The sequence below is a fragment of the Agrococcus sp. SGAir0287 genome (genome assembly GCF_005484985.1).
Taxonomy (GTDB): Bacteria; Actinomycetota; Actinomycetes; order Actinomycetales; family Microbacteriaceae; genus Agrococcus.
In genome coordinates this window covers 796547-810254 of record NZ_CP027942.1, presented here as the reverse complement: position 1 = coordinate 810254, position 13708 = coordinate 796547, and the positions used below count along the sequence as shown (strand labels likewise).

General features: G+C 71.1%; 10 protein-coding genes. 1 reads left to right on the top strand and 9 read right to left on the bottom strand.

Features of this window, described 5'->3' with window-relative positions:
* Positions 1 to 37 precede the first annotated feature (37 nt).
* The 7 genes from C1N71_RS03735 to C1N71_RS03705 all read right to left on the bottom strand — a co-directional run bounded on the left by C1N71_RS03735 (position 38) and on the right by C1N71_RS03705 (position 10733).
* Positions 38 to 3022, bottom strand: coding sequence for a hypothetical protein (locus tag C1N71_RS03735; RefSeq protein WP_137755187.1), 2985 nt, complete (start codon positions 3020 to 3022; stop codon positions 38 to 40).
* Between the two features lie 126 nt (positions 3023 to 3148).
* On the bottom strand, positions 3149 to 4378 hold the full coding sequence (locus tag C1N71_RS03730) for an ABC transporter ATP-binding protein (RefSeq protein WP_254678085.1): 1230 nt from the start codon (positions 4376 to 4378) through the stop codon (positions 3149 to 3151).
* Entirely contained in the window at positions 4378 to 5265 is an 888-nt protein-coding gene (locus C1N71_RS03725) for an ABC transporter permease (protein WP_254678084.1), read from the bottom strand. The genes C1N71_RS03730 and C1N71_RS03725 overlap by 1 nt, the downstream gene beginning before the upstream one ends.
* A complete protein-coding gene (locus tag C1N71_RS03720; protein WP_175414088.1) occupies positions 5262 to 6473 on the bottom strand; it encodes an alginate O-acetyltransferase AlgX-related protein in 1212 nt (403 codons plus the stop codon). The genes C1N71_RS03725 and C1N71_RS03720 overlap by 4 nt, the downstream gene beginning before the upstream one ends.
* A complete protein-coding gene (locus C1N71_RS03715; RefSeq protein WP_137755184.1) occupies positions 6470 to 7675 on the bottom strand; it encodes an acyltransferase family protein in 1206 nt (401 codons plus the stop codon). Before C1N71_RS03715 ends, C1N71_RS03720 begins: the two co-directional genes overlap by 4 nt.
* Complete coding sequence (locus C1N71_RS03710; protein WP_175414087.1) at positions 7675 to 9591, bottom strand: rhamnan synthesis F family protein; 1917 nt, start codon at positions 9589 to 9591, stop codon at positions 7675 to 7677. The genes C1N71_RS03715 and C1N71_RS03710 overlap by 1 nt, the downstream gene beginning before the upstream one ends.
* 101 nt (positions 9592 to 9692) lie before the next feature.
* Complete coding sequence (locus tag C1N71_RS03705; RefSeq protein ID WP_137755182.1) at positions 9693 to 10733, bottom strand: glycosyltransferase family 2 protein; 1041 nt, start codon at positions 10731 to 10733, stop codon at positions 9693 to 9695.
* A gap of 158 nt (positions 10734 to 10891) precedes the next feature.
* Here C1N71_RS03705 and C1N71_RS03700 point away from each other — a divergent pair, with 158 nt between their 5' ends.
* Positions 10892 to 11779 carry a glycosyltransferase gene (locus C1N71_RS03700; protein WP_175414086.1) on the top strand — a complete coding sequence of 296 codons (888 nt, stop codon included), beginning with the start codon at positions 10892 to 10894 and terminating at the stop codon, positions 11777 to 11779.
* Positions 11780 to 11782: 3 nt separating this feature from the next.
* On the opposite strand, the gene rfbA is transcribed toward C1N71_RS03700, so the two are convergent.
* Positions 11783 to 12643 carry a glucose-1-phosphate thymidylyltransferase RfbA gene (gene rfbA, locus C1N71_RS03695; RefSeq protein ID WP_137755180.1) on the bottom strand — a complete coding sequence of 287 codons (861 nt, stop codon included), beginning with the start codon at positions 12641 to 12643 and terminating at the stop codon, positions 11783 to 11785.
* A gap of 94 nt (positions 12644 to 12737) precedes the next feature.
* Entirely contained in the window at positions 12738 to 13622 is an 885-nt protein-coding gene (locus C1N71_RS03690) for a hypothetical protein (RefSeq protein WP_137755179.1), read from the bottom strand.
* Positions 13623 to 13708 lie beyond the last annotated feature (86 nt).

Here is a 13708-nt window from a genome sequence, read left to right as displayed (position 1 = left end):
ACGCCGAGCCCGCGAGGGCGCCGACGCGCGAGCGCCGTCAGCGCGGGATCGGCTGCCCTGCGCGGAGCAGCCCCACGACCTCCCCCGTGACGGGCGTGATGCCCACGAGCGGTGCGCCCAGGCGGTCGATCGCGCGCTGCGTCAGCAGCTCTCGGCTCGTGCCGCCCTCGACGAGCCACGTGCGTCCGGAGACCGTGACGTACTGGGTGACGGGGGAGCCGGCGGGCAGCACCGAGCAGAGGGCGGACGGGATCGTCGTGTGCGACACGTTCCAGGCGCTGGCGACCGCGGAGGACGCGTAGGGCATGAGTCGACCCCCGACGGCGAAGCCGACGGTCGTGCCGCAACGGACCGCAGGGGTCGAGATGGTCGTGCCGGTCGTCGAGAGCGACGCGAACGTCGCGTCGATGGCCGTGGGCGCGCCACCGCCGAAGCCGACCGCGAGGCCCGGCGTCGAGAAGGGCAGGATCGTCGTGCCGTCGTAGTACCCGACCGTCCCGGACGGCAGCCGCACGAACGAGCCGGCGGCTGCGGCCTGCGTGATCGTGCCCCGCACGGGCAGCTGCGCGAGCATCGCGGCGTCGGCGCGCGAGACGGCCAGGCCGTCGCGCGCAGCCTGCGCCGCAGCGCCCTGCAGCAGGTAGCGACCGCCCCCGTCGATGCGGAATGCGTTGCCGGCCGCGTCGAGCGTCGTCGTCCCGAACGCCCCGGCGACGAGGGTCGAGCGGGCGCAGGTCGCGGCGGCGAGCGGCAGCGGCGTGCGACCCCACTCGGCGGCGACCGCGGCCGAGATGCCGTGACGGAAGCCGTTGGAGGCGAAGTACGTCGTGCCGGCGCAGGAGATCAGGTTCGACGACAGCGTGCCCGCGACGGGCCCGCGCGCGGCGAGGACGTCGGGCGACACGAGCGTCGAGCTCGTCGACAGGCCGAGGCTCGTGAGGATGCGGGAGTCGGCGATCGCGTAGCGTCGCCCCTCGTCGACGAGGTACCACACGGGGTCGCTCGCCGTGCGCACGACCTGGCTCGTGGCGACCTGGGCTGCCATGGGCATGTCCCGCAGCACGCCGACGGCGCCCACGTGCACGCGCGACGAGACCCCGTACGTCCGCACGACCCAGTCGATGTCCGCCTGCGTCGCCATCGGCTGCAGGATGCCGGAGGACACGAGGTAGGTCGTGGTCGACGTGCCGCGCTCGCGCAGGAAGAACGGCGGCGTCGGCGTCGACGTCTGCGGCAGGCCCTCGAGCGTCGCGGCGTCGACCGCGGTGAACATGCTCGTGCCGCCCATCTGCGCCGCATCGACGCGCAGCCATCCGTCCGCGGCGAGGATCGCGGTCGTGGAGCCGTTGCGCACCCGCAGCGGGAGCGTGCCGTTGCCCGTGGCGACGAGCGCGAGGGATGCGGCCGTGACGTCGCGTGCCGCGAGCGTGAACGGCAGCCCGTCGGACGCGCTCGACACCGCCCAGGCACCGGTGCCCGTGATGAGTCGCACCCATTGGCCGGCCGCCGTGGCGTACACGCCGGGGCCGAGCACGGGCGGTCCGAGCCGCATGCCGCTCACCGAGGAGGCGGTGAGGTTCGATGCGAGCGCAGGGATGCCGTACTGCGGCAGCAGGGAGAGGTCGACGATCTCGCGGCGCTGCTGGCCCTGGACGAGCCACTGGACGCCGTCCGGGGTGCGCGCGACCTGGTTGAGCCACTCCTGACCCGCGCGCATCGTCGCGAGCTGCGACGACGTCAGCTGCGGCAGGCCGCCGCACGCCGCGCCGTAGTCCTGCGCCTGCGTGCAGCTGCGGAATCGCAGCAGCCTGCCGTCGTCGACGTAGTAGGCGGTGCCGTCGGCCGCCTGCACGGCACGGGAGATGTCCGGCCCGTCCGCGTACGACTCGATCTCCTGCAGGCTCACGATGCGCACGGGGCCGAGCGACTGGTACTGCAGGTAGAGGTCGTAGCTGCGGAAGCGGTGGCGCGTCTGCCCGGAGATGAGGAAGACGTCGCCGCCCTGCGACGACTGCATGAGGCTCGCGCCGCTCGTGGGGTCGCCGAACCAGTCGGTCCACTGCCGCCAGAAGTTGCGGTTGCCGTACGCGGAGCACGCGTCGCCGGTGCCGTAGAGGTTCGCGAGGGCGGCCGAGTTCGGCTGGTACGGCGTGTAGTTGTACAGGCCCGCGGTGGCGAAGTTCGCGACGTAGATGCGGCTCGAGCCGCATGCGCTGTTCGGGTGGTAGAGCACCGTGTTCCACGCCGCGGGCTGATGATTGAAGCTCGTCGGGAAGGTCTTGTAGACGTTGAACTGCCGCGCGGCGTAGTACACCTGGTAGAAGAAGCCGCCGAAGCTCGAGTCGCAGGGCGCGGTGTCCGGGCAGGCGAAGCCGGTGGCGCTCGAGTAGCGCCAGGGTGCGGGCGCGCGGCTCGTGACGAGCCCCTGCTCCTTCTCGAGCAGGACGAGGAGCGCGCGCTGCGAGATGTTGCAGGCGGCGCCGACCGCGGCGATGATCTGCGCGGCCGACATGCCGCCGGAGCCCCCGATGGGCTGGCAGTAGGCGTTGCCGGCCATCGTCGGCGTCGCCTGCCAGTACTGGTACAGGCAGGTGTAGCCGCTCGTGCACGACGAGTTGCGGCTCTCGATGAACGACTGCACCTGCTGGGCGCTCATCGTGCCGCCCGCGTAGAAGTTGGCGTCGGAGATGATGTTGCCGGCGTTGAAGTTGCGCCAGTCCGCCGCTGCGGGCAGCGGCGCGATGGCAGCGGCGGGCGCCTGCTGCTCGGCCGACGCCGGGGCGTCGACCTGCGCGGCGGCGGCATCGACGCTCGCGACCGCGGCGGGCTCGGCGGCGGGGAGCGCCTGCGCCTGCGCCGCGACGGGCTCGGCGGCGGGGAGCGCCTGCGCCTGCGCCGCGACGGGCTTCGCGACCGAGGGGAGCGCCTGGGCGGATGTCGCGGTGCCGGGCTGGAGCATGCCCACGACGCTCGCGAGGGCGGCGATCGCGACGAGCGCGGATCGCGTGCTGGAGCGGCGCATGGGAGCCCCTCCCTCCTGAGACTGTGACCCGATGCTATGCGACAGGGGTACGCAGGCTGGGAAGGGCGCGCCGGATGGGCGTCCCACGCAGCCCGCGCGGGACGCCGATGCCGGCGCCGCTGAAGGTCAGCGCAGCCGCGAGAGGGGCACGAGCGGCTGCTCGGGCTCGAGGCCGCCGAAGGTGGCGTCGAGCGCCACGATGCCGCCGGCGTTGTCGCGCTCGCCGCGCTGCAGCGTGAACGACGCCCCGCGCTGGAACGCGTCGTAGATGACGGTGCGACGGAAGTCCTGCACGACCGTCGAGACGTCGTACATGCCCGGCAGCAGCGGCAGCCCCGACACGTGCACGTCGATCGTGCCGGTGCCAGGCTCGATGCGCTCCGGCACCCAGCCGGCGTCGAATCCGTGCGTCCCCCACACGTGGATGCCCTCGCGCGTGCCGATCGACACGCCGAGGACGGGTCGCTCGACGGTCTCGTGCGCGCGGTAGTGCACGCGCACGAGCAGGCCGTCGCCCGTCTGCAGGCCCCCGGCGTCGCCGCCGTCCGCCGCGAGCAGCTCGATGCGCTCCACGAGCATCTCGCCCGAGCCGAAGCGCGTCCCACCGCCGTCCACGGGCTTCGCCGCGTGGCTGGAGTCCGCGTACTCGTCGACGATGCGACGCGCGGGACCGACGTCCTGGACGACGCCGTGGTCGAGCCAGGCGGCCTGGTCGCAGAACGAGCGCATCTGCTCGAGTCCGTGGGAGACGACGACGACCGTGCGGCCCTCGTCGCGGAACTGGGCGAACTTCTCGAGGCACTTCTCCTGGAAGTCCATGTCGCCGACGGCGAGCACCTCGTCGACGAGCAGGATGTCGGGCTCGACGTGGATCGACACCGCGAAGCCCAGGCGAACGTACATGCCGCTCGAGTAGTTCTTGACGGGCTGGTCGATGAAGTCGCCGACGCCCGAGAACTCGACGATCCGATCGAACTTGCGGTCGATCTCCTCCTTGCGCATCCCGAGGATCGCGCCGTTGAGGTAGACGTTCTCGCGGCCGGAGAGCTCGGGGTGGAAGCCCGACCCGACCTCGAGCATCGCCGCGACGCGACCGTCCATCGCGATCGAGCCCGAGTCGGGGTTGAGGATGCGCGCCATCACCTTGAGCAGGGTCGACTTGCCCGAGCCGTTGCGACCGAGCAGGCCGAACGTCGAGCCCTTCGGGATCTGGAACGACACGTCCTGCAGAGCGTGGAAGTCGGTGTACTTCGCCCGACCGCGCTGCAGGACCGCGGCCTTGATCGACTGGTTGCGCTCCTGGTAGACGCGGAAGGACTTGGAGACGCGGTCGACGACGACGGCGGGTTCGGTCACTAGAGCTCCTCCACCACGTCGCGCGAGAACCGACGGAACACGAGGGCGCCGACGACGAGGAGCCCGAAGGACCACGCCCCGATGTAGAGCCATGTGTCGAGGCTCGGCACGGCGTAGTCGTAGATGATGTTGCGGAACGCCGCGAGGATGCGCTCGGTCGGGTTGAGCTCGAAGATCGTCACGAGCGGCAGCGGCTGCCCGTCGAGGAGGACGCCCTCGCTCGCGAGCTGGTCCTGCGCCTGTTGGACGAGCGCGACGGGGAACATGACGCCCGAGGCGTACATCCAGATCTGCGTGAAGATCGCCCAGAGGTGCTGCAGGTCGCGGAAGTAGACGAGCGCGACGCTCAGCATGAGCGAGAGTCCGATGACGAACGCGATGGTGAGCGCCAGCAGCGGCACGAGCAGCGGCACGTACAGCAGCACCGCGGGTCCGCCGATGAGCGCCGTGATGAGCACGAGCACGACGAGCTCCGTGAGGTACGTCGTCGTGCTCGCCACGATCGACGACACGACGAGCACCGACCGCTCGAAGTACACCTTCGTCAGCAGTCCCTGGTTGGCGAGCAGCGACGACATGCCGCCGGAGATGCTGCCCGACACGTACGCCCAGGTGATCACGCCGATGCCGATCCACAGGGGGAAGAAGTGGATCTCGGAGTTCGTGCCCGTCGGCACGGGCAGGCGCAGCAGCAGGCCGAAGACGAGCGAGAAGATCGCGATCTGCGCGACGGGGTTCAGCAGCGACCACACGCGGCCGAGGACCGTGCGCTTGTACTCGGCACGGATCTCGCGCAGGGCGAGGTTGCGCATGAGGCTGAACGCGGTCGCGCGCTCCTCCTTGCGCCTCGCGCGCCGCTCCTGCGCGGTCAGGGCGATGGCGCTCACGGCTGCGCCGGCGGCGGGAAGGTGAGGTGCCGCTGTGCGATCTCGAGGATCACGACCTCAGGCTGATGCTCTTCCACGAGCGCTCCGATGTCGGGGATGGTGCTGGGGGCGTCGACGTTGTGGCGCACCTGGACGGTCTCGCGGAACGCGTCGTGCCAGTACGGCGCGAGCGCGGTGCCCATCGAGTCGCGGAGGATGAGCGCCGTCATGTCGAGCTGCGCGGCGGGGTTCGACGTCGTGGCAGGCAGCGGGTCGAAGCCCATCGCCTGGTCGCCGGCGTAGGTCTGCACGGAGCCGTCGGCGGCGGTGACCTCGACCGGGCCGAGCGGCTCGGCGAGCACGGGGGCCACGAAGTCGTCGCTCGCCGGCACGCCGTACTGCTCGAACTCGTTCGAGGGCTCCTCGGCGACGGTGTCGACGATCGTCGGGGGCGTGAGGCCCGCGAGGGCGGGCGACGAGTCCGCCATGCACGTCGCCATCTGCTGCCAAGCCACGGCAGCACCGTAGTCGGTCCAGTGGCTGTTCGTGTCGGGGAACACGGGGGCCGTGCCGGCGGCGTCGCGCAGCGTCTGCCGCACGTCGACCCACGGCAGCTCGGGATGCAGCGCGAGCAGCTGGTCGAAGGGGCCGGAGCCGCGGATCTGCTGCATCCACTCGGGCAGGAGCTCGGGGTACACGTCCCACTTCGCGGGCGCGATCGTCACGTACAGCTCGATGCCCTGCGCCGCGAGGTCCGCCTCGAGGGTGCCGACGAACGAAGCCCACGTGTCGATCTCGGCCTGCGACAGGACGCGCCTTCCGACCGCCTGCGACATGTTGAGCGCCTGCACGTCGCTCCAGAAGACCATGCCGTCCTGCCCCTGGATCCACGGCTGCGCGATCTCGCCGGCGTGGGCATCCCACTCGGCGGTCGCGGCCGTGATGCGGTCGGCGTCGCCCGAGAGCCACGGCTGCGGCTCGGGCTGCTCGACGGCGGGCGTGCACGACGCCGCGAGGGTCGACGGCGCCACCTCGTCGGGCAGCGCGACCGGTGCCGCCTCCGCGTCCCACCCCGCCTGCAGCTGGCGCTGCGTGACGAATCCGACGATCGTGAGCACGATCGCGATGACGACGAGCATCACGAGGGGGACGTAGCGCAGGCCGCGCAGCCGTGCGATGGGCCGCACGCCCTCGGCGACGCGGACGTCGTGGCCGCTGCCGGCGGTCATGCCGCTGCCTCCAGCTCCCGCGCTCGGCGCGTCGACGAGAAGCCCGGCACGACGATGCGGTCGCGGATGCGATCCTCGACGGGCTTCCATCGGGCGAGCAGCCATGCCAGCCAGCGCGGCGTCCAGTTCTTGAGGCTCAGCGCCGGCTTCTCGATCAGGTGCCAGCTCGCGAAGGCGAGGATGTGCACCACGACGACGATCACGACGTGGTAGACGAGCCAGCCGGCGTCCTGCAGCCCGAAGTACGCGGCGAACTGCATGATGGGCCAGGCGAAGATGTAGATGCCGTACGACATGTCGCCGGGCCGCTCCCAGCCCTGCAGCGCGGTCACGCGGATCGCGAACCACATGAGGAAGTAGCAGAACGCGTACTGGCCGATGAACAGCCATCCGCCGAACGCGTACGTGACGCCTGCGAAGAGGACCGCGGCGATCGCGAGGCGATCGTCGATGGGGATCTTGTCGCCGAACAGCGCGAACAGCATGCCGAACGCGAACGGCGCGAGCAGCAGCAGGTAGAAGATGTTGCCGAAGAGGCCGTTGATCATCGTCAGGTTGCCGACGTACGCCCACTGCATGCACGCGAGCAGGATGATGATGCCCGCGACCGCGCCACCGATCCAACGGTGCCAGAGCATGCCGAAGAGGCCCAGGAGGCCCACGATGATGTACGCGCGGAACTCGTAGAGCAGCGTCCACGCGCTGCCGTTCCAGTCGTAGCCGCCGTGGTCGGCGCCGAAGGGGATCGTCGATCCCATGCCCGCGATGTTCTTCTGCACGAGCGTGAGCCACATGTTGTGGAAGAAGTACGTCCATGGCGACTCGTCGGTCGCGTTCCAGAAGCCGTCCCACGTGCCGGCCTCCTGCCGCCACGCGAGCGGCGCCAGGACGAAGCCCGTGAGGAGCAGGGCGAGCCACCACGCGGGGAAGATGCGCAGCGCACGGCGCCAGAAGTAGCGGAAGATCGTCGACGATCCCATGCGGGACTTCGTGATGAGGAAGCCCGAGAGGAAGAAGAAGCCGGCGACGGCGACGCCGCCGATCGACTGCTCGGACGAGATCTGGGTGCCGAGGTCGCGGCCGCCGTAGAACCCGGCGAGCGGTCCGGCGTGCGAGAAGATCACGGCGAACGCCATGAGCCAGCGCAGGAAGCCGATGCTGTTCGCGCGCGGGTCGAACGCCTCCTGGAGCGTCTTGGGCATCAGCTGCTCCTCCTGGGCAGTCGTCGCAGCCTCCGCCACGTGTCACGGACGACGCCGTAGACGGGGCGGAGCCGCTCGGCGGCCTTGGGGTGGCGCGCGCGCACGATCTGCTTCGCAGCGCCGATGATCGAGCCGTCGCCGCCTGGTCCCATGTGCTGCAGGTAGTGCACCTGCTCGTAGGGGTAGCCGGGCAGGTACGCGCTCATCGCCTGCAGCTTGTACTCCATGAAGGTGTGGCTGATCGCCACGTGCTCGGCGTTCGCGATCGTGCGCACGTGGTACCCGGCATCGGCCGCCGCGTACGCGACGATGCGCTCCTGCAGGTGCGCGAGGCTGCCGTCCTTGTGCTCGGCCTCGCTCTGGTAGTCCTCGAACGTCCACTCGCGGCTCGTGACCTTGAGCAGCGCCTCGGGTCGTGCGACCCACATCGCGCCGTACGGCGCGAGCGGCGAGACGTCGTCGAGCCTCGCCTCGATGCCGAGGTCCTGCATGAGCTCGGCGGTCTTCCAGTAGTTCGTGAACCAGCCGCGCCCCGCGGTGGGGAACCCGATGTGGATCATGGGCGGGAAGACGACGCCGAGCGTCGGCTGCTGCTGGAAGAGGGCGAGCATGTTCGCCGCGTAGCCCGGCGACGAGAGCAGGTTCTCGAACTGCTGGCGCTTGAAGAGGTGACCGGCGTTGTAGCCCGCCTGCACGGTCTTCTTCGAGTGGATCTTCACGACCAGGTCGTACTCGCCGGAGGTGAGGACGTCGCGGCATCCGACGAAGAAGCCGGACAGGTCGCGACCGCGGTTCGAGGCGAGCACGCGCACCTCGCTCCTCGCGATCCGATCGCTGGAGCGCAGCGCGACGGCGGCGCGGATGCGCTCCGCCTTCGCCTCGTCGGTCGTCGTGACGTACAGGTCGACCGGCACCGGCAGATGGCCGATGCGGTCGAGCATCTCGTCGATCATCTCGTCGTAGAAGACGTGCAGGGTCGCGGCGACCTTCGGCGGGCTCGACGGGTCGTACGACACGTCCTGATCCGGCAGGACCTGCAGCATCGACGCGTTCGTGTTGAGCACGCGCGGCTGGGCGGCGCGGACGACGTTGGACCAGATGAGGTCCTCGGGGAAGCCCTCGGCGCACGCGGTCTCGACGACCCAGCGCACGATGATGGCCTCCTTGTCGAGGTAGAGCGGGTCGTGGAAGAACATGCGCCGCTTGAGGATGGGGCAGCCCTGCTGGATGAGCAGCTCGGCGTTCTCGAACACCGGGTGCACGCTGCCGTAGTCCTGGTGCGGGAACGACACGGCGTAGTCGTAGCCGAGGTCGTCGAAGTGCTTCGTGAAGCGCGACTCGTGCTGCGTGATCGAGTCGGCGTACGACGTGATCTCGGGCATCTCGTCCCAGTACGCGCGCCAGTCGTCGCTCTGCAGGATGCTTCGGCGCACGGCGATCCAGTGCGACTGGATGTGCGAGGGCATCGTGCCGCGCAGATGGTAGGGATGCGGCGTCACGGGCCCGTGGTCCGTGATGCCCCAGAAGTCGATGTCGTCGCGCGCGTCCATGGCCGCGAAGATCGGCTCGAAGGGTCGCACGGGCGCGAAGAACGTGTAGTTCATGAGGATGACCTCGTCGAACTCGTCGACGCGGCCGCCGAGGTGCGCGAGCCCCTCCTTGTATCCCCACACGTCGAAGCCGACGTTGTCGCGCACGAGCACGTCGTCGGCGACGTCCTCGAGCAGGGCGCGTCCCGCGTCCTGCAGCGCCCCGTTCACGATGACGAGGATGTGATCCGCGAAGGGCCGCAGCGACCGGAGCGCATGCGGGATGTACTCGTCGACCACGCCCTGCTCGTCGTAGACGAGATAGAGGATCGCTCGCTTCGAGGCGTCGGCGAAGGGTGCTCGCAGTTCGATGGTCGCTGGGTGCACGGCGGTGACGACTTCCTCCCGTTGCGCGCCCGACGCACGACGCGCTCGCATCCTCCGAGGCGGCCGGGCAACCTCCTCAGTATCGCATGGACGCGCGTCGGTCAGCGTCGGCCGGCGCCGCCGAGGCGGCGGGCACCCGCGGCGAGGCGGCCGCGCACGGAGCGCGCCTCGAGCATGCCGCGCAGCGCCACGACCTCCTGGCGGAGCGCCTCGATCTCGGCGTGGCGCGCCGCGACCTCGAGGCCCACGACCTCGAGGTGGGCGCGCTGCGCGTCGAAGCGGGCGTCGAGGTGCGCCGTGATCGCCGCGAGGTGCTGCTGCACGGCGGCGACGTCGGCGCGCGTGCGGTCGTGCAGCGCCGTGACGAACAGCGCGTTGCCGAGGCGAGCGTCGTCCTCGAGGCTGCGGCGCAGGTAGTCGTCGCGGATGGTCTCGTTGAAGCGCTCGTGCACGTGCTCCTCCGCGTGCACGCTGTTGCCCTCGTGACCCTGCTGATGCTCGCGCCGATGCCACAGCGCGAGGGGCGGCCCCTCCACGAGCCCGATGCGGCCGAGGCGCAGCACGCGCAGCAGCAGCTCCCAGTCGGCGAGCGCGTCGAGCGTCGGGTCGTAGCCGCCCGCCTCGTCGTACGCGGCTCGGCGCAGCACGAGGCAGATGGGCGGGGTGGAGTTCTGCGTGAGCGTCGCGATGAACCCGACGCGCGTCATGCCGTCCGAGAGCACCTCGCGACGCAGCTCGCGCACCTCGCCGTCGACGACCTCCTCCCACACCACGGTGCAGCGCGTCGCGACGCCGACCTCCTCGGGATGCGCGTCGAGATGGGCGAGGGTGCGCTCGAGGAACTCCGGCTCCCACGAGTCGTCGTCGTCGTGGAAGACGAACGCGGGCGCGTCGGCCAGCGCCATGCCCGCGAGCATCGCCTGCGGACGACCGACGGACGCCTCGTGGTGCACCACCCGCAGGTCGCCGAGTCGGTCGCGCACGGGCTCGAGCTGCGCCTCGACGCGCGCCGCGTCGCCGCCGTCGTTGACCACGACCACCTGCAGGTCGCGCATCGTCTGCCCCGCGATGCTCGCGAGCGCTCGCTCGAGGAGCAGCGGGCGGTTGCGGGTCCGCACGATGACGGAGGCTCGTGCGGTCACGGCGATCGTCCCTTCCCGGTCGCCGTCGACGGGTCCGACGGCCCGACCGCCGAGTCTAGCCGCGGAGCGGGCCGGGATCGGCTCGGGGCACGGGTAGGCTCGGCCCCGCGCGGCGCGGGCCGCACGGATGGGGGACGCGAGCGGTGCCGAGGGTCGACGTGCTCCTCGCGAGCCACGACGGCGAGCAATGGATCGAGGCGCAGCTGCGCTCGATCCTCGCCCAGCGGGACGTCGACGTGCGCATCCTCGTCTCCGACGACGCGTCGACGGACGGCACGCGCGACGTCGTCGCCCGCATGGCGGTGCACGACGAGCGCGTCGTCCTGCTGCCCGGCGGCACCTACGGCTCGGCGATCGCCAACTTCCTGCACCTCATCCGCGAGGCGGACGTGTCGGGCGCCGATGCCGTCGCCTTCTCCGACCAGGACGACGTGTGGCACCTCGACAGGCTCGCCAGGCAGCTGCCCAGGCTGGACGACGCCGACGGCACGAGCGGCAACGTCACGGCCGTCTACCCGCGGCGTCGCGTGCTCATCGAGAAGCATCACCCGCAGCGCAGGCTCGACTTCGTGTGCGAGAGCGCCGGTCCGGGTTCCACCTTCGTCCTCTCCCCCGCAGCGTTCGCACGCGTGCGCGAGGTGGCGACGACCGACGCGCGCGTCGACGACGCCGCGCAGCACGACTGGCTCGTCTACGCCATCGTCCGCGCGGCCGGGATGCGCTGGACCATCGCCGAGGAGTCGCTGCTCGACTACCGCCAGCACGGCACGAACGTCGTCGGAGCGAACGTCGGTGTCCGCAGCGCGCTGGCCCGCCTGCGGCAGCTGCGCTCGGGCGCCTTCCGCGCCGACGCCGCTCGCGTGGCGCGCATCGCGAGCGACGTGGCGGCGGGACCGCTGCGGGTCGAGCTCGCGCACGTCGCCGAGCTGCTCGAGCGCGACGACGCGGCGGCTCGGCGCGAGCTCGCCGCGCTCACGCCCGAGCTGCGTCGGCGTCCGCGCGAGCAGCGACTGCTGCGCGCGGCGATCGCGGTCGGGGCCTGGTAGCCGCTACGCGAGCAGCGTCTCGAGGTAGCGGCCGTAGCCGCTCTTCACGAGCGGCGCGGCCAGCCTGCCCAGCTGCGCGTCGTCGATCCACCCGGCGCGCCAGGCGATCTCCTCGATGCAGCCGATCTTGAAGCCCTGACGATCCTCGATGACGCGCACGTACTCGCTCGCCTGCATCATCGACTCGAAGGTGCCGGTGTCGAGCCACGCGACGCCGCGGTCGAGGACCTGCACCTGCAGGCGACCCGCGGCGAGGTAGCGCTCGTTGACCGTCGAGATCTCGAGCTCGCCGCGCGCGCTCGGGCGGATCGACTTCGCGATCTCGATCACGTCGTTGTCGTAGAAGTAGAGGCCGGGCACCGCGTAGTTGCTCTTCGGCTGCGCCGGCTTCTCCTCGATGGAGATCGCGCGCATGTCGGCGTCGAACTCGACGACGCCGTACGAGCGCGGGTTCGCGACGTGGTACGCGAAGACGAGTCCGCCCTCGATCTCGCCGTGGGCGCGCAGGCTCGAGCCGAGGCCGACGCCGTGGAAGATGTTGTCGCCCAGCACGAGCGCCACCGACTCGTCGCCGATGAACTCCTCGCCGATGATGAACGCCTGCGCGAGCCCGTCCGGGCTCGGCTGCACGGCGTACTGGATGTCCATGCCGAGATCGCTGCCGTCGCCGAGGAGCGCCTTGAACTGCTCGTTGTACTCGGGCGTCGTGATGACGAGCACCTCGCGGATGCCCGCCATCATGAGCGTCGACAGCGGGTAGTACACCATCGGCTTGTCGTAGATGGGCATCAGCTGCTTGGAGATGCCCTTCGTGATGGGCCACAGCCTCGTGCCCGATCCACCGGCAAGGATGATGCCGCGCATGTCGCCTCGTCTCGTCGTCCGTCCGTGCGACTGTCGAGTCTAGGCGAGTCCCCGTGCGCGGCTGCCCCGCGACCGCGGTCGCGTCGGTGCGGGCTCAGCGGCGTGCGAGGCGCGAGAGCGCGCGCGGCACGGCCGCACGTGCCCAGGCGATCGCCTCGCGCAGCCGCACGGACTCGAGCCCGACGTCGCCGTCGAGGTCGGTCTCGTGCTGCTCGACGAGCCTCGCCCGATCCCGCCACAGTTCCGCCTTGCGGGTCGGCAGCGCCCGGTACTGGTCCCGTCCGTCGTCCACGTACTCGACCTCGAGCGCGACGCGCCGCACGTCCCAGCCCCGGTGACGTGCGACGATCGACGCCCAGAGGTCCTCGACCGCGGCGTAGCGGTTGGGGAGCATCGCGAAGAAGGCGTCGTCGGCGAGCGTCGGGTCGAGCACGGCGCCGCCCGTGCCGACGTAGCCCGCGGGCTCGCCATCCGCGACGAGCCGTCGCTCGTGGTAGTCGTCGGCGACGGGCGCCCATGCCCAGTGGCCCGCGTAGCGGTGCGGCGCGGCAGCGGCGACGAGGGTCGCGACGACGCCCGATCCGAGCCGCATGTCGTCGTCGATCGTGAGGAAGGGCGCGGCATGGCCGGCGTCCGCGAGATGCCGCGCGACGACGAATCGCGCGAGCCCGCCGAGGTTCCACCTGCTGCGCACGAGCCGGACGTCGACGACCGCTCCGGCCGGCATCCGAGCGATGGCTCGGCGCAGCGCGGGAGCGGCGAGGGGATTGTTGCACCAGAGCACGAGGGTGCAGCGCACGTCCCGCTGCCCGGCGAGGTCCGCGAGCAGCCGATCGACGACCTCCGCGCGTCGCCACTGGCAGATCACGACGACGGGCAGGCTCCGATCGATGCCTCGCAGCGCTCGCGGCGGGGCCGCGAGGGATCGCTGCAGCGCGCGGCGCCAACGGCGACCGCGACGAGCCGCCTCGTCTCCCATCGCGACGATGCTAGCGACCGCCCGCTCTCCCGCATCCCATGCGCGAGCCATGCGGGGCTTGACCGCGGGCTGTGCGTGACGCAGCA